Annotated in this window: 14 protein-coding genes; 7 read left to right on the forward strand and 7 right to left on the reverse strand. The window is 66.1% G+C overall.

The annotated features are described in order from the left end of the window. Positions 1 to 12 precede the first annotated feature (12 nt). The 6 genes from OSH05_RS02255 to OSH05_RS02280 all read right to left on the reverse strand — a co-directional run bounded on the left by OSH05_RS02255 (position 13) and on the right by OSH05_RS02280 (position 7,183). A complete protein-coding gene (locus OSH05_RS02255) occupies positions 13 to 3,030 on the reverse strand; it encodes an autotransporter family protein (protein WP_165801547.1) in 3,018 nt (1,005 codons plus the stop codon). Between the two features lie 284 nt (positions 3,031 to 3,314). After that, entirely contained in the window at positions 3,315 to 4,577 is a 1,263-nt protein-coding gene (locus tag OSH05_RS02260; RefSeq protein WP_133163090.1) for a cell wall hydrolase, read from the reverse strand. A 376-nt stretch (positions 4,578 to 4,953) separates the two neighbouring features. After that, a complete protein-coding gene (locus OSH05_RS02265; protein WP_104218638.1) occupies positions 4,954 to 5,142 on the reverse strand; it encodes a hypothetical protein in 189 nt (62 codons plus the stop codon). Between the two features lie 110 nt (positions 5,143 to 5,252). Next, on the reverse strand, positions 5,253 to 6,110 hold the full coding sequence (locus OSH05_RS02270; RefSeq protein ID WP_104218639.1) for a S49 family peptidase: 858 nt from the start codon (positions 6,108 to 6,110) through the stop codon (positions 5,253 to 5,255). Beyond that, positions 6,110 to 6,946: a tRNA1(Val) (adenine(37)-N6)-methyltransferase gene (locus OSH05_RS02275; RefSeq protein WP_266352022.1), complete on the reverse strand. Its 837-nt coding sequence runs from the start codon at positions 6,944 to 6,946 to the stop codon at positions 6,110 to 6,112. The genes OSH05_RS02270 and OSH05_RS02275 overlap by 1 nt, the downstream gene beginning before the upstream one ends. Next, positions 6,947 to 7,183 carry a putative signal transducing protein gene (locus OSH05_RS02280; RefSeq protein ID WP_104218640.1) on the reverse strand — a complete coding sequence of 79 codons (237 nt, stop codon included), beginning with the start codon at positions 7,181 to 7,183 and terminating at the stop codon, positions 6,947 to 6,949. Between the two features lie 215 nt (positions 7,184 to 7,398). On the opposite strand from OSH05_RS02280, the gene OSH05_RS02285 reads away from it, so the two are divergent. The 5 genes from OSH05_RS02285 (at position 7,399) to moaB (ending at position 12,759) form a co-directional block, all read left to right on the forward strand. Continuing rightward, the gene (locus tag OSH05_RS02285) at positions 7,399 to 8,418 is read left to right on the forward strand and encodes a polyprenyl synthetase family protein (protein ID WP_104218641.1); all 1,020 of its coding nucleotides are present in this window, start codon (positions 7,399 to 7,401) and stop codon (positions 8,416 to 8,418) included. A gap of 181 nt (positions 8,419 to 8,599) precedes the next feature. Beyond that, positions 8,600 to 10,471: a tetratricopeptide repeat protein gene (locus tag OSH05_RS02290; protein ID WP_266352023.1), complete on the forward strand. Its 1,872-nt coding sequence runs from the start codon at positions 8,600 to 8,602 to the stop codon at positions 10,469 to 10,471. Further along, complete coding sequence (locus tag OSH05_RS02295) at positions 10,468 to 11,367, forward strand: 4-(cytidine 5'-diphospho)-2-C-methyl-D-erythritol kinase (RefSeq protein WP_104218643.1); 900 nt, start codon at positions 10,468 to 10,470, stop codon at positions 11,365 to 11,367. Before OSH05_RS02290 ends, OSH05_RS02295 begins: the two co-directional genes overlap by 4 nt. Positions 11,368 to 11,415: 48 nt before the next feature. Then, the gene (locus tag OSH05_RS02300; RefSeq protein WP_266352024.1) at positions 11,416 to 12,144 is read left to right on the forward strand and encodes a DUF930 domain-containing protein; all 729 of its coding nucleotides are present in this window, start codon (positions 11,416 to 11,418) and stop codon (positions 12,142 to 12,144) included. A gap of 60 nt (positions 12,145 to 12,204) precedes the next feature. Further along, a complete protein-coding gene (gene moaB / locus OSH05_RS02305) occupies positions 12,205 to 12,759 on the forward strand; it encodes a molybdenum cofactor biosynthesis protein B (RefSeq protein WP_104218644.1) in 555 nt (184 codons plus the stop codon). 8 nt (positions 12,760 to 12,767) lie between these two features. On the opposite strand, the gene OSH05_RS02310 is transcribed toward moaB, so the two are convergent. Beyond that, positions 12,768 to 13,400: a glycosyltransferase gene (locus OSH05_RS02310; protein WP_104218645.1), complete on the reverse strand. Its 633-nt coding sequence runs from the start codon at positions 13,398 to 13,400 to the stop codon at positions 12,768 to 12,770. 110 nt (positions 13,401 to 13,510) lie between these two features. On the opposite strand from OSH05_RS02310, the gene OSH05_RS02315 reads away from it, so the two are divergent. Further along, a complete protein-coding gene (locus OSH05_RS02315; RefSeq protein ID WP_104218646.1) occupies positions 13,511 to 14,647 on the forward strand; it encodes a PA0069 family radical SAM protein in 1,137 nt (378 codons plus the stop codon). A gap of 89 nt (positions 14,648 to 14,736) precedes the next feature. After that, positions 14,737 to 15,489, forward strand: a complete 753-nt coding sequence (locus tag OSH05_RS02320) for an NYN domain-containing protein (RefSeq protein WP_104218647.1) — start codon at positions 14,737 to 14,739, stop codon at positions 15,487 to 15,489. Positions 15,490 to 15,508: the final 19 nt, after the last annotated feature.

Raw genomic sequence — 15,508 nt, forward strand, 5'->3', positions numbered from 1 at the left:
GGGGCCACAGCATCAGAACTCGATCTTGAGATTGGCGTTGAAGCCGTTCTGGGTGACGCCGTCGCCGAACTGGCCGGCATAGGCGACGCCGAGCGTGGTGGCTTGACCCAGCTTGACGTCCAGGCCCGCCTGCAGGACGGCCGCGTTCTGCGCGATCGGCACGCCCGCCACGGTGAAGGCGTCCGAGCCGACGAAGGTCTGCGTGGCCATCGGCGTGATATCGCCGAAGGCGTAGCGCCAGCCGATCTCGCCGCGCAGCGTGGCGTCGAGCGCCGCCAAGGTCGCCTTTCGCGAGACGCGGAGACCAAGCGTGCTGAAGCCCGTGTCCATGCTAGAACTCGGCGCCGAAAGCGCCGCCAAGCCGCCATCCTCGGTGTAGCCGCCATCATCCAGATGGACATAAGCGAGGTTCGCGAAGGGCTCGAGCGCTGCCACCGCCGTGTCGAGCCGCCAGCCGAGTTCGCCGAAGGCCTGCAGCGTGCCGGCATTGTAGCTGGCCGCCAGCTGGTCGGCATAGCCACTGAAGGCGACCGAGCGGTTCGCCTCGACATTCTGCCACGTATAGGCAAGCCCGGTACGGAGCGCGATGTCGCCCGCCGGGAGGCCGCTCCACGTCCTTCCGCCGTAGATACCGAGATGCCAGTTCTCGCTGTCCCCCGACGCGTTGCGGTCGATCAGGTTGAAGTTCGTGTAGCTGTAGCCGCCGGCGAGGCCGACGCGCCAGCTATCGCCGAGCGCCGTGTCGGCGCCGATCAGGAAGCCGCCGGTCGATCCCGAGATTCCCGCCGCATTGTCGTCGCCGGCCATCTCGCCCCAGGAGCCGAATCCGGTCGTCCACACCGCGAGGCCGTCTGTGGTGGCGGGAGCAGCCGCCAGATTGTCTGCGCCGCCGTCCAAAGCATAGCCGACCACCGGCGCGGCCGATGCGGCGACGCCGCCCTGAGCCGCCCGCAGACGCCCGTCGAGCGCGCCGCGGATCAGACCGCTCTGCTCCACCAGCAGTCCCTTCACCGAGGCGTTCACGTAGCCGGGAAGCTGATCGAAGGCCCAGCGCGCGTCCGCGGCATTGAGGACGACAAGCTGGGCGTTGAGACCCACGGCGGCCGAATCGAGCGCAGTGGCGGCCGCCGTCTGGTTGGCGGTCTCGGTCACCGAGGCGAAGGCGATGCCGCTCCGGACGATGTCGAGCTGGAGGCCATCGCTGTCGGCGGTCGTGTCGACGTCGAGGAAAGGATACGGGGCATCGATCGCGCCGAAGCTGGGCGCGACCACGTCGAAATTGCCGACGACGCCCCCAGCGGCGCTGATGATCTGATAGCTCGCAAAGCCGGGTTTCCATTCGGCCGTCGGCGCCACATAGAGCGTTGCATTGTCGACGAACACCTGGCCACCCGACTGGACAAGGTCGCTGGTGCCGCCGGCACCGAGTTCCGCCACATAGTAGGATCCTGGCTGGAAGGCGACGTTTCCCTGTACCGATGTCATTCCGACCGAATGGCCGGGCGAGACGCCGCCGCCCGTCGTCAGATCGCCGGTGATCGTGCCGTTGCCGCTGAGCACACCCGTATTGGCGAAATTGCCATCGACCGTCCCGTCATTGGCGAAGGTTCCCGCATTCGTCACATTGCCGACGATCGTGCCGAGATTGGAAACGCTGGCGCCGGCATCGACGGCAAGCGGCGCGGCTACCGTCGCCTGGAATGTCGCGGAGCCTGCCGATACGGTAATCCCGGCCGGCAACGTCATATTCGCCTGGAAAATGATGCCGCCGGGACCATCGAGCGTCAGCCCGCCGATGCCCGTAAACGCGCTGGCGAAGGTCGCGTTATCGGGCGTGGAGAACACCGAATCTCCCGCGATATAGACCGGGAGATTGGTGGCGAAGCTCGACGGCATGTCGAAATCGCCGATAGCGGACAGATAGGGTGAGAAAGTGATCCCCGAGCCCTGCGGATCGTTTGCCAAATAGCCGACGAACCCGCCAACGGCATCGAAGACATAGGTGAACGAGGCGAGGACATTGATGCCCGTGTTGACGCCGCCGCCGGCGAGACGAGCGAATTCAGGGGTCGCGGGCGGGTTGTCGGTGCCGCCGACGACGAAGCTGTAGCCGACACCCTCTGTCCCGCCGAAATAAACGGAGACCTGCGTTCCGTCGGGTGCGCAATTGAACGAGGCGTTGCTGGCGCACGGCACGGACTGCCCTGCGATGCTGCTGCCGAGATCGGCCCACATATATTGCAGGCCCGTATCCACCAGGATCGGCGACGACGACGACGTTCCGTTGACGACCACCGAACCCGCCGTCGTCTGCCAGTTGGGCGCCGTCGCGCCGGTTGTGGGCTGGAGCTGGACATAGGCGAAGCCGGTACCGGCATTCGCGCTGGTGAGGCCGGCCTGTATGCCATCCGCCGTGATGACATAGCCCGCCCGAACGGTGCCCTCGTCCATCCCGGTGAGGTGGAGCAGCGGGTTGTTGTTCAGCGAGGGCAGATAGTCCGGCCCCCAGCCCGTATCCGGGCGGCCGAAGCCGATGCCGATCATATGGGCGCAGCCAGAGTCGGCACTGGCGCATGAAACGCCGCCGGGATTGGCCGAATCGTAGTATTCGGCCGCGACGAACACTTCGACCTCGGCCGTGGCGAGGTTGCCGTTGCCGTCATTGCTGTCGGTAAAGGTGACCGTCTGCGTCGTCCATGTGCCGAGCGCGTAATTGCCGCTGCTGCCATATTCGATCTTCTGCAGATCGGACGATTGCTGGAAGTCCGGCAGAAGATATTGCGGCAGGACCATGCCCTGCGAACCGGTATCGAGCTGGTATTCGACGGGAGTTCCCCCGGCGACCGAAGCCATCACATAGAGCGCAGCCCCGGAAGGATCCAGGCTCGAATTCTTCGTATAGTTGATCGTGTAGGAAGTCGTGTAGCTGTCGTAGAGATTCCAGCTTGTCGCTTCCTGCGCCGACGCAGCCTGCGAGAGACCCAGTGCAGCCAAGATGCCAATGGCAAACGCCATGCGCGGAATAGTCATCGTTGCCCCCATCGTGCCATTCCCAGCGCGATGTTCACATCATTTGGGCGACGAATCCAAGCGGGATTTTAACTTCAGGTTGCAAAAATCCCGCTGGCCTTTGGAAGCTCGACAGCGCGATGCAACGCCTGCCCGTTCAATGACGGAATCGAGGCGACGAGTGATATCGTCGAGGTCGGGGTGCACGTAGATGGTTGGTGAAAATCGGCGCGCGCGGATGGCTCTTGAACCCTCCACTTGAGGGCGAGTTCAAGAAAGGACGGAGGTCGCGGTAAATTTCCCGCTCAGCTCCAGCCGCCGCCATAGGTCTTGTAGAAGATGTGGTGGCCGATCTTCTGCATCTTCTTCATCGTGCGGGCCCAGCGCGGCTTGACGTAATTGGCGTGGTAATGCGTCGACGAGCCGACCTTGGCGTTCCACCAGCCATCGTCGAACAGCACGCGGCGCGCCAGCGTTTCCGCCTCTTTCCACGCCGCGGCGTCGGTGATCCGCTTCTTGATGCCGTCGCAGGCGAAGGAGAACTGGCAGGCGTTGCGCATGTCCTTGTTCTGGTAGACGACGCCGCAGACCGTGCTGGGATAGGCCGGGTTCTTCAGGCGGTTGATCACTACCTGGGCGACCGCGAGCTGGCCCTTTTCGGGTTCGCCGCGCGCCTCGAAATAGATCGCCGTCGCCAGGCACTTCTGCTCGGTCTTCGAGCGGGCATTGGGCGGGATCGGGTTGGTCACCCAGGAATGGTCGGGCCTGCCGTCGATGCCCATCGCCGAGGGCTTGTTGAGCAGGGCGCTGAACGGCGCTTCAAGGGCCGTATTGTCATCGGGATTGGCATAGGCGGAGACGACATCGGCAGTGTCGGCCCGTCGGCCGCGCCGCCCCTTGCCGGGCCGGTCGATCGGCGCGATCGAGGCCAGCGTGACGGTGGGATTGGCGATCTTCTTCTTCGCCGACGCGGCCGAGGCGATCTCCGTCGTGTCGCCCGTCTTCACTTCGTCGCGCGGCAGCAGCGCGGCGGCAAGGCGTGGGTTCGGCTCGGCGAAGGCGATGTTCTCCTTTTCCGCCACCAGCGTGCCGGCGGAGAAGCGCACATAGGCGATCTGTGCCGGCTTCAGCGGTACGGTGATGTCCATCTTGGCGAGACGGTTGACGGCCGGCGCTTCGAAGGGCGGGGCCGAGACGAGGCCGCCACGGCGCGCGACGTCGAGCTTCGGCACGATCAGAATGCCCTCGCTCTCGGCGAGGCGCTCGGACTTCGACTGCGGATCGCCGACATCGGGCAGATAGGCTTCACCGGCCGGCGTCGCGACGACACGGGTCAGCCAGCGTTCGGAGACCGGCCTCTCCTTGCCGAACAGCTCGACAACGTCCTGCAGTGCAACCGTGACGGAGCCGAACGGGGCCAGTGCGGCAGCGAGAATGAGAGAGAAGAAGACGGCGCGTGCCGGTGACGGGCGCGGCTTGCGGCGGCGAAGCGCCAGGCGCGGATCGCGGCCCAGCGGGGCACCGGAGCGCGATGCGTAATAAACTCGCTGCTCACTCGGAACCATCAAGCACGCAACTCCACGCGCACGAACTCGGAACGACCGGGTGTGTCTATCCGGTCACGTCGCTAAAACTTGATGGATTAACCTTGAAACGAGGTTAACGACGCGTGCCGTTGCGGGACAGATCGGGATCCCGGCGAGCTCCGAGCGCGGCGGAGATCCATCGGGGGGAGGAAAGCCAAGCCGAGGACGAGAGGAAAGTCGTCGGCCGAGACGAGCCATGATCCGGCTCTCCCGACCGGCTATGCTGATCCACGGCATGGAAGCCGGAAAGGGACCGTCGAGCGGCTAGCGAATCCAGACGAACGGAACAGAGGCCCGAGCCTCGTCCCGCGCTGCCAGACGCCATCAACGATAGAGGAAGACCGAAGCTTGCCGAAACTCAGTCACGACGGACGGGGCGATAGATGCCCGTGACCGGATCCTGAACCAGGGTCGCGGTGGGGCGGTCGGCCATGGCGCGCTCGGCTTCGCGAAGGCGGATCGCCGCGTGCTCGCGTGCCTTGGCAAAGGTGCGCGCGGCGACGACGCCGAGCGTTCCGAGCAGTGCGACCATGACGAGCTGCGGCATTTGACCTTCCCTCACGAGCGGCCCCGAAGTTGCCGTCCACCATGATCAAACATGACTCTTTCTGACCGCCGCTGCAACTCCCCGCGGCGATGCGGCAAATCGTCCGCCAATCAAAGGCCGTAGCGGCTCCACCAGGCGCGCTCTTCGATCGCCGACACTGCCGCTTCCACGGCCTCGGCGCCAAGGCGCGAGGACGGCAGCCCGCCGCCGAACCTCGCGAACAGGCCGCGCTTCGGCTGGATCGGCACCAGATGCAGCTTATCGCCGAAGCGCTCGCGCAGCACGGTCCGGAGATCACCGATGCGGTCGGCAAGGCCGATCTCGACAGCGCGCGTGCCCGACCAGAAGGCGCCCGAGAACAGTGCCGGCTCATCGGCGAGGCGGACGCCGCGGCGGGCGCGAACGAGATCGACGAACATGTCGTGCACGTCGCGCTGCAGCGATTTCAGATGCTGCACATCGCTTTCGCGTTCGGGCTGGAAGGGGTCGAGCATCGACTTGTTCTCGCCGGCCGTATGGACGCGGCGCTCGATGCCGATCTTCTCGATCAGCTTGACGAAGCCGAAGCCGGCGGAAACGACGCCGATCGAGCCGACGATCGAGCTTTCGTCGACGATGATCTCGTCGCCGGCGAGCGCAATGAGGTAGCCGCCCGAGGCGCCGACATCCTCGATGGCGACGATGACCTCTTTCTTGTTCTCCTCGGCCAGCGCGCGGATGCGCTTGAAGACCAGATGCGACTGCACGGGCGAGCCGCCGGGCGAATTGATCACGATCGCGACCAGCGGCGCCTTCTTCACCGCGAAGGCGCGCTTCAGCGTTCCGGCCACGGCGGCAAGCGTTATGCCCTGGCGCAGCGGCGAAACCTGGCCAATGACGCCGGAGAGACGCACGACCGGAACGACGATCTTCTCGCGCCGGAAACGCTCCGGCAGCCAGGCGAGCCAGGGTTCGAGGGACGATGCCATCATGTCCTCTTTGTCTTTGCAGCGCCGGGCGCCACCCAAGGATGCACGTCGCACAAGGCTGCGCCTTCGCGCAAGATCGCCGAGAGCGCCGGCGTGAAGGCGTTGCCACCGGCCCCGTGCAGGATGAGGCCGGGAAAAAGCTGCATCGGCGCGCGGCTGCCCTTGGTGCCCAGCGCCAGGATGCGGAGCGCGGGCGCGTCGGCGCGGGGATGGACGGGGAGCAGGGCAAGGCCGCCGAACCGGCCGGCCATCGCCTCCGTGAGATCGGCGAGACGGACGGCCGGCAGGATCGCCGCCAGTTGGCCCCCAGGCGCCAGTAGCGCGGCAGCAGCGCGAAACCAACCCTCGAGCCCCTCCTCGCCAAGAACATGCGCCCGCGCCCGCTGCGGGTCCGGGGAGGCGCGCACGCTGGCACGCTCATGGAAGGGCGGATTCATCAAAGCGAAATCAAAGCTCCCGGCCAGGAGCCCTGCCCGGCTGCGTCCGGCCTCGTTCAGCAGATCAGCCTCGGCGAGCGAGACCCGGCCGGCGAAGGCGGCGTTGGCGGGACGGGAAAGCGCGGTGTGGGCGGCGGCAAGGAGTTCTGTCTCGCGCTCGGCGAGAATCACTTCGGCGCCGACGGAGCGCGCGGCCAGGCAGAAGCCTGCGACGCCCGCCCCCGCACCGAGGTCTATGCATCTTCCCCGCACATCGGCGTCAAAGGCGGCGGCCAGCAGAACGGCATCGAGACCGGAGCGGTGATGGCCGGTGCGGGGCTGCACCGCCTCGACGCGGCCGCCGAGGAACGCGTCGACGCTCCAGCCCTCCAGGCCCTCGCCGGCGATCGCGGACGCCATTCAGTCGCCCCCGGTATCGGGCCGAAGTTCCGCCGCCATGCCGGCATCGGTCAAGAGCGCGCGGGCTGCGGCGATTTCGTCCGTCGGCACCAGGATCCGCCGCTGCAGCACGCCCAGAGAACCCTCCATGACGCTCATGTTCTGGTCGGCGAGATAATAGCCGATGCCCGAATCCTTCAGCAGCGCCTCGACGAAGGAGATGAGGACCATGTCATTGGTCCGGATGAGCTCTTCCATATGGCCCCCTTGCGTGATGCGCTGGCTGCGCCGCCGGATGAGCCTAGGCGCGACGCGTCATGGCGGCAACGGCTGGCGCACGCCGTCGTTCCCGCCATGCGTGCTTTCCGCCGCCGCCGCGGGGTCATACAGGGACGGCTGAGCCATCGTGTCCCTTGTTCCCACGCCCCTCCCCCCCTATTGTCCCCCCCGAAACGGCAACCGGGAGCGTGTCCGTGGGATTGGTAGTTCCTCTCGACGAGGGCAAGAAAAAGGGTTCGGCGAAGATCGAGCCGCTCGTTCAGCTCGTGTCGGCGGATATGAACCGGGTGAACGAGCTGATCCTTTCCAAGGCCGGCTCGGACGTCGCGATGATTCCCGAAGTGGCGAACCATCTCATTTCATCTGGTGGCAAGCGGCTTCGCCCGATGCTGACGCTTTCGGCGGCGCGGCTTTGCGGCTATCGCGGCGAGGGGCATGTGAAGCTCGCCGCCAGCGTCGAGTTCATGCATACGGCGACGCTTCTGCATGACGACGTGGTCGATGAGAGCGAATTGCGGCGCGGCAAATTGTCGGCCCGCATGCTGTGGGGCAACCAGGCGAGCGTGCTCGTCGGCGATTTCCTCCTCGGCCAGGCGTTCCGCATGATGGTCGAGGTCGGATCGCTCGACGCGCTCGACGTTCTCGCCACGGCCGCCGCCGTCATCGCCGAAGGCGAGGTGATGCAGCTTTCCGCCGCGAAGAACATGTCGACGACCGAGGACGAATATCTCGCCGTCATCCGCGCCAAGACCGCCGCCCTCTTTTCGGCTGCCGCCGAGGTGGGGCCGATCATCGCCGGTCTCGGCCGCGACGAGCGCGCCGCCTTCCGCTCCTACGGCACCAATCTCGGTCTTGCCTTCCAGCTGATCGACGATGCGCTCGATTATGGCGGCTCTTCGGCCGATCTGGGCAAGAAGGTCGGCGACGATTTCCGAGAGGGCAAGATCACCCTGCCCGTGGTGCTGGCCTATCGGCGCGGCTCGGAAGCGGAGCGCGGCTTCTGGCAGCGCGCGCTGGAGCGCGGCGAGATCGCCGAAGGCGACCTTGAAAAGGCGATCGACCTGCTGCGGGCCCATGACGCGATCGACGACACGGTCGAGCGGGCCCGGCATTTCGGATCGGTATCGCGCGACGCGCTGGCGCCGCTGCCTGATTCGCCGCACAAGGCCGCCCTGCTCGAAGTCGTGGATTTCTGCATCGAGCGCGCCTATTGAGCCGAGTTGAGGCTTTCTTGCGGCGCAGCCGCAAAACAGCCATGCTTGGGGCAGAGCGTTTCCGAGGTTACAGACAGCATAATCGGTGTTTTGCATGGTGAATTCGCGCGCCCGCCGGCTCCGCCTAGCGGTTGCCTGTCTGGCCCTTACCGTTCTCTGGAGCCAGCCCTCCCGAGCCGAGATGACGATCGCGGACCTGCTGCCGGACGACGTCGAAACGACGCTGTCGGGCAGCTATCTGGCGGCCATGAGCGCGGCGCAAGCCCGCGACCTCGACGCTGCGACGATCTTCTTCGAGGAAGCGCTGAGCCTCGACCCGAAGAACCCCTTCTTGCTGGACCGCACTTTCACGCTGCTTCTGGCCAACGGCAAGGTCGAGCAGGCCTTCCCGATCGCGGAACGCCTCGTGGCGACCAGCGATATCAGCCGGATGGGCCAGATCGCCCTCGGCATTCGCGCACTCAAGAACAAGAATTACCGTGACAGCGCCGAGCGCCTCAACAAGGGCGATCGCGGCGAACTGGCCAATCTGACGGCCAGCCTGCTCGCAGCCTGGGCCGCTGCCGGTGGCGGGGAAACCGATGCGGCCCTGAAGATCGTCGAAACGACGCAGGGTCCGCCCTGGTTCGAGACTTTCAAGCTCTTCAACATGGCGCTGATCGCCGACCTTGCCGGACGGCAGGCCGATGCGGTCGCCTATATCGAGAAATCCTACAAGTCCGACCCATCTGCCATGCGGGTGGTGGAAACCTATGCGCGGCTTCTGGCGCGCGCGGGGCGGGTCACGGAAGCGAAGGTGGCGCTCGACCAGTTCGCAAAGACCGGAGCGGCGCTGCCGGTAATCCAGGAGCTGTCCGCCGAGATTGCCGCTGGCAAAAAACCTGCGCCTCTGGTGGCGAGCGCGACCGAAGGCGCCGCTGAGATCCTTTACGGGCTTGGCGCTGCGCTTTCGACGCAGAAGGGCGGCGACGATGTCGGCACCGTCTATCTGCGGCTGTCGCTCTATCTCAATCCGAAATCCGAACTCGCCACGATGGCGCTCGCCGAAGTGCTGCGCAGCAGCGAGGATTTCGCCCGCTCGTCCAAGATCTACGACAAGATCCCGAAAGCCTCGCCATTGCGCCGCACGGCCGACATGCAGATCGCGTTCAACGCGGATGCGGAAGGCAAGCGGGCCGACGCGATCAAGGATCTGAAGAAGCTCGCGGTCAGCGATCCGAAGGACCCCGAGGTGCTCACGAGCCTCGGCACGCTGTATCGCAACGACAAGCGCTATGCGGAGGCGGCCGACTATTACAGCAAGGCGCTCGCCGTCATCACGCCGGACGATCCACGCAACTGGCTGCTCTATTATTTCCGCGGCATCGCCTATGAGCGCCTGAACGAATGGCCAAAGGCCGAGGCCGATTTCCGCAAGTCGATCCAGCTCTCGCCCAACCGGCCGGATGTGCTCAACTATCTCGGCTACAGTCTGGTCGACAAGGGCATGAATGTCGACGAGGGCACGGCGCTCATCAAGAAGGCGGTCAACCTCAAGCCGGACGATGGCTACATCGTCGACAGCCTTGGCTGGGCCTATTATCGCCTTGGCCACTATGACGAGGCCGTGGCACAGCTGGAGCGCGCCATTTCGCTTAGGCCGGACGATGCCGCGATCAACGATCACCTCGGCGACGCCTATTGGAAGGCCGGTCGCAAGCTCGAGGCGACGTTCCAGTGGATGCATGCCCGCGACCTCAACCCCGAGCCGGCGGACAAGCCGCGCATTCTCGCCAAGCTCGCCAAGGGTCTCGACCGCGTCGATGAGGAACGCGTCGCCTCGGCAACCGGCAATACGGTGACCGACGCGACGACGGCGGCCGCGGCAGCACCTATGCCGACGACTTTGACGATCAAGGCGGGAGACAGCCTCTGGAAGATCGCCGAAAAGCTCTACGGCAATGGCGAACTCTATATCCGCCTGATCGACCTCAATCGCGGCAAGCTCCGCAATCCCAACCGGATCGAGCCCGGCCTCGTGATCGAAGTGCCGGCGCCCGATTCGGCGAAGTGACGACGGCAGCCGGGGGCACGCTCGCGGAGACGGCCAGGGCGAAAATCAATCTCGCCCTGCATGTCGTCGGGCGGCGTGCCGATGACTATCATGAGCTCGACAGCCTTGTCGTTTTCGCGGCCATCGGCGACACGCTGGAAATTGCCAGAGCTGCGCCCGGCACCGGCCGGCTCATCATCGACGGGCCATTTGCCGCGGGCCTTGGAGCCGGCGACGACAATCTCGTCCTGAAGGCGATGGCGGCCTTCGAGGCGGACATCGCCCCCCTGCCCGTCCTCGCGCTCCACCTGACCAAGCGCCTTCCCATCGCCTCCGGCATCGGCGGGGGCTCGGCCGACGCGGCGGCGACATTGCGGCTGGCAGCGAGGCATGCCGGGATCGCAGCCGATGATCCGCGCCTCCCGGCGCTCGCGACGCGGCTGGGGGCCGACGTGCCGATGTGCCTCGCCTCCCGCCCGCTGCGCGCCCAGGGAATAGGCGAGCGGCTCACGCCCTGGACGGAGGCACCGCGCCTTTCCCTCCTCCTCGTCAATCCCGGCGTCGGCGTCTCCACACCCGCCATCTTCCGCCGTCTCGAACGGCGCGACCGCACGCCGCTGCCGGAGCTGCCACCAGCGCCCAGCATGGCGGAACTCGCCGCCTGGCTCGCCGAAGCCACGCGAAACGATCTTCAGGAGCCGGCGATCGCCGAAGCGCCGATGATCGCCGAGGCACTGCGCGAGGTCGAATCTTGCGCCGGCTGCCGGCTCGCCCGCATGTCCGGCTCGGGAGCGACAGTGTTCGGGCTCTTCGCGAATGATGCGGCTGCCGAGGCGGCCGCGCGCGCCATCGGCAGTGCCCATCCCAGTTGGTGGGTCGTCGCGACCAGCGCGGAAGCCTCGCCCGCGGCTGATTGAGCCGAAAATGGCTGTCGGACGACTTTCCATGTCCACGATCTCGGCGTATTGCGCCCTGATCATCAGGGCATCGTGACGGCTGCCAATATCGCCTTGCCCTTTCCGCGAGCCGCGCCCCGGCCGATGCTGGAGCCGGATGACGGCCCGGAGCCCTTCCTCCTGCCGGCCGCGGCGGCGCTGGCGCTGCACGTCACACTTGCGGTCGGGCTGCTCCTGCTGCCCCTGGCGCGGCTGCCGCGGACGCGTCAGGAAGACAGCCTAGCCGTCGAGATCCTGACGCCCGAACAGTTCGAAGCGGCAACCGCGCGGCGCCCGGCGGCCTTGAGGCCCGCAGCGCCCGCTTCCGCCACACCGGAACCGCGCTCTTCCGGCGAGCAGATGACGCAGGCAACGCGCTTCTTCTCCGGCGGCCTCCTCGCCGACCCGCGCAGCCGACGGGCGCGCGAGGCGCTGCCGGGACTGGCGCCGGACGAGCGGATCATCCAACTGTGCAACATCGAGGCGCTGGAACAGGTCCACACAGCGAATGCCCCTTTGCTTGAGCCCGATTTCCTCGTCGCCTATGCGATGGCGGAGGTGAAGCTCTCCGAACACGCCGTGGCCGCCGATGGCGGCGCGTTTCGCAGCCGGCGGCGCTGGTACCAGATCAGCTACAGCTGCGCGGTCGCACCGGATCTCGGCAAGGTCGTCTCCTTCGCCTATCGCGTCGGCGATCCGATTCCGGAGCGGGAGTGGGCGAAGCACGGCCTTGTCGTCAGCGATGCGCCGGGCGATTGATCCCGCCTCGCTCCGGCCGGCGAACTATGGGAAACTGTCGCGAACCTCCAGGAGGCCACCATGGTCCGCATCGACGAGACGCAGCCCTTCATCCCCGTGCGCTTCGCGGTGCTTTCCGTTTCGGACACGCGCACGCTGGAGACAGACAAATCCGGCCAGACACTGGCCGAGCGCATCGAGGGCGCCGGGCATAGCCTCGCGGATCGGGCGATCGTGACGGACGATATCGAGGCCATCCGCGCCGTGGTTTCGCGCTGGATCGACGATGCCGGCATCGACGTGGTCATCACCACCGGCGGCACCGGCTTCACCGGCCGCGACGTGACGCCCGAGGCGATCGAGCCGCTGTTCGACAAGCGAATGGAGGGCTTCTCCGCTGTCTTCCACCGCATCAGCTACGACAAGATCGGCACGTCGACGGTGCAATCGCGCGCCACCGCCGGCCTTGCGAAATCGACCTTCATCTTCGTCGTTCCGGGCTCCACCGGCGCCTGCAAGGATGCCTGGGACGGGATCATCGCGCCGCAATTCGACTATCGCAGCCAGCCGTGCAATTTCGTCGAGATTATGCCGAGGCTGGACGAGCATTTGAAGCGCGGCAAGCTGCGGGGCTGACAGGCCGTCTAGGCTGTACTGTCGCTGAGGCCGCGCGTGGCAAGCGCCTGCGGCGTATCGCGGCGCACCACGGCGCGGGCGCGCAGGAAGACGAGCCGCCCACGGCCGATGCGGCGCGCGAGATCGACCTCGACGAGGCGTGGCAGCGCGCGGTGGCCGCCGAGTTCGCGATAGAGCCGGGCCGGAACCAGCAGGCCCTCCTCCAGATTGGGCGCGGCGAACAGGCGCGAGCGCAGGCCGGCCGCCATCTCGGCGAAACGCGCGCGGAAGCCAAATTCAGGTCGCGTGTAGCGGAATACGGCGGCGCGCTCTCCTCCGGCCGGCGACATGGCGACGCGGTCGATGAAATCATGAGCCTCGCGCTGCCATCCCGGCTCCAGCATGGCGCGCGGCGACAGGAAGAGCAGCCAGTCGGAACGCGCGAGCGCGGCGGCGCGCGACAGGTCTTCGCCCAGCGAGGCGCCGCCCCTGAAGATGCGGCAGCCGGCGGCATCGGCCACCTGAAGCGTGCCGTCCTCCGAACTGGCATCCGCGACGATGACTTCGCGCACCATGCCGTCGGCGGCGGCCGGCACCAGCGCCGCCAGCGCATGGGCGAGGGCCACCTCGTCGTTGCATGTTGGAAGGATCACACTGATCATTCCCCTTGCTTAGCGCCAATTTTCATCAATCGCGAGACGAATGCCGCAGTTTGTAAGGACCTTAAGTTAATGTTCTTGATTTGTTCTCTCTCTCGACCTACCCTTCCGGTATGTCGCTCGCTCGCCCCCTCGATCCGGCCCTCGATCCGCTGCCGCTGATGCCCGATGCGGCCGCCGCGGCCATCGATCCCGACCGCCGCCGCGGCCGTGGCGCGCAGTCGAACCATTCCGGCCGCTTCGAGCGACTGCAGGCCGAAACGTTCGACGATGGCTGGCAGAGCTTAGACGAATTGCCGCCCTTCAAGACCGATGTGCAGGCGGAAAAGGCGCGCGTGATCATCACGCGCAATGATTCCCCGGATATCGGCTTCGATCGCTCGATCAATCCGTATCGCGGCTGCGAGCATGGCTGCAGCTACTGCTTCGCGCGGCCGACCCACGCCTATATGGGCCTTTCCGCCGGCCTCGATTTCGAATCGAAGCTTTTCTACAAGCCGGACGCCGCCCGCATGCTGGAGAAGGAGCTTTCGGCGCCCGGCTACAAGCCGCGCACGATCGCCATCGGCACCAATACCGACCCCTATCAGCCGATCGAGCGCCAGCACCGGCTGATGCGCGACATTCTGGAAGTGCTGGAGCGCTTCAACCATCCGGTCGGCATTCTCACCAAATCGGCGCTGGTCCTGCGCGACATCGATATTCTGGGCCGGATGGCGGAAAAGGGCCTCGCCAAGGTCGCGCTGTCGATCACGACGCTCGACCGGGAGATGGCGCGCGCCATGGAGCCCCGAGCCGCGACGCCGACGCGCCGGCTCGACGCGATCCGGGGATTGGCCGATGCCGGCATTCCCGTGGGTGTCATGACGGCGCCGATCATCCCGGCTCTGAACGATTCCGAAATCGAACGCATTCTGGACGCGGCAGCGGCGGCCGGCGCGACCGAGGCCGGCTATGTGATCCTGCGGCTGCCGCTCGAGGTGAACGAGATCTTCAAGGAATGGCTGCTGCGCCATTATCCCGATCGCTACCGCCATGTCCTTACGCTGCTGCGCTCGATGCGCGGCGGCATGGATTATGACGCTGCCTTCGGCAAGCGGCAGAAGGGCGAGGGACCCTATGCTTGGCAGATCGGCCGTCGCTTCGAGATCGCGGCCAAGCGGCTGGAATTGAACCGGCGGCATCTGAAGCTCCGCACCGATCTGTTCGCGCCGCCCGCCGAAATGGTGAAGCAGCTCAGCCTGTTCTGAAGGCGTGCGATAGCGCCGCGCCTGTGCGAGAATGGCGGCTCAATAGAAGTCGCCCGAACGTTCCGCTCGCGCGGCGTTTGGAGTTACGAATGACCGATGCCGCCCCGAATGCCACCGCGAAGCTGGCGCTGCTGATCGACGCCGACAATGTCCGCGCCGAATTTCTGCCGATCGTCATCCGCGAGGCTTCGACGCTCGGGCGGATCGTCATCCGCCGGGTCTATGGCCATTTCGCCTCCAGCACGATGAACGCGTGGCAGCCGCTGCTCCACAGCCATGCGTTGACGCCCGTGCATGTCCCGCCGGCCGCCGTCGGCAAGAATGCTACCGACATGAAGCTCGCCATCGAGGCCATGGACATGCTGCATGAGAAGGGGCTGGACGGCTTCTGCATCGTCTCCAGCGACAGCGATTTCACGACGCTGGCGAGCCGTATCCGCGAGGATGGCCTCGTCGTCTATGGCTTCGGCGAGCAGAAATCGACCAAGCCTTATGTTGCCGCCTGTGACCGCTTCTTCTATTGCGATCTGCTGCTCGCCGAAGAGAAGGCGCAGAAGGCCCCGGCCAAGGCGAAGACCGCCGCCGCGCCTGCCAAGACTGGCCCGAAGCTGCCGAAGGACGAGATCTTCTCGGCGATCGAGGACGTCTCCGGCGACGATGGCTGGGCGCATCTGGGCGCGGTCGGCACCATCCTGTTCAAGCGCATGCCCGATTTCGACCCGCGCAATTTCGGCTATCGCAAGATGGTCGACCTGATGGAAACGGTGCCGGGCGTCGAAATCCGCCGCGTCGACATGGAGGCCGGCGGCAAGGCGGTGATGATTCGCCGGAAGGCGAAGTAGAGACGCTTTCCCTTCACCT

The sequence above is a fragment of the Kaistia algarum genome (genome assembly GCF_026343945.1).
Classification (GTDB): Bacteria; Pseudomonadota; Alphaproteobacteria; order Rhizobiales; family Kaistiaceae; genus Kaistia; species Kaistia algarum.

What these genes read in the sequence shown, in the direction of transcription:
- OSH05_RS02255 (WP_165801547.1), bottom strand. Translation starts at nt 3,030, where the DNA reads ATGACTATTCCGCGCATGGCGTTTGCCATTGGCATCTTGGCTGCACTG.
- OSH05_RS02265 (WP_104218638.1), bottom strand. Translation starts at nt 5,142, where the DNA reads ATGCCGCAGCTCGTCATGGTCGCACTGCTCGGAACGCTCGGCGTCGTC.
- OSH05_RS02270 (WP_104218639.1), bottom strand. Translation starts at nt 6,110, where the DNA reads ATGGCATCGTCCCTCGAACCCTGGCTCGCCTGGCTGCCGGAGCGTTTC.
- OSH05_RS02275 (WP_266352022.1), bottom strand. Translation starts at nt 6,946, where the DNA reads ATGGCGTCCGCGATCGCCGGCGAGGGCCTGGAGGGCTGGAGCGTCGAC.
- OSH05_RS02280 (WP_104218640.1), bottom strand. Translation starts at nt 7,183, where the DNA reads ATGGAAGAGCTCATCCGGACCAATGACATGGTCCTCATCTCCTTCGTC.
- OSH05_RS02290 (WP_266352023.1), top strand. Translation starts at nt 8,600, where the DNA reads ATGACGATCGCGGACCTGCTGCCGGACGACGTCGAAACGACGCTGTCG.
- moaB (WP_104218644.1), top strand. Translation starts at nt 12,205, where the DNA reads ATGGTCCGCATCGACGAGACGCAGCCCTTCATCCCCGTGCGCTTCGCG.
- OSH05_RS02310 (WP_104218645.1), bottom strand. Translation starts at nt 13,400, where the DNA reads ATGATCAGTGTGATCCTTCCAACATGCAACGACGAGGTGGCCCTCGCC.
- OSH05_RS02315 (WP_104218646.1), top strand. Translation starts at nt 13,511, where the DNA reads ATGTCGCTCGCTCGCCCCCTCGATCCGGCCCTCGATCCGCTGCCGCTG.
- OSH05_RS02320 (WP_104218647.1), top strand. Translation starts at nt 14,737, where the DNA reads ATGACCGATGCCGCCCCGAATGCCACCGCGAAGCTGGCGCTGCTGATC.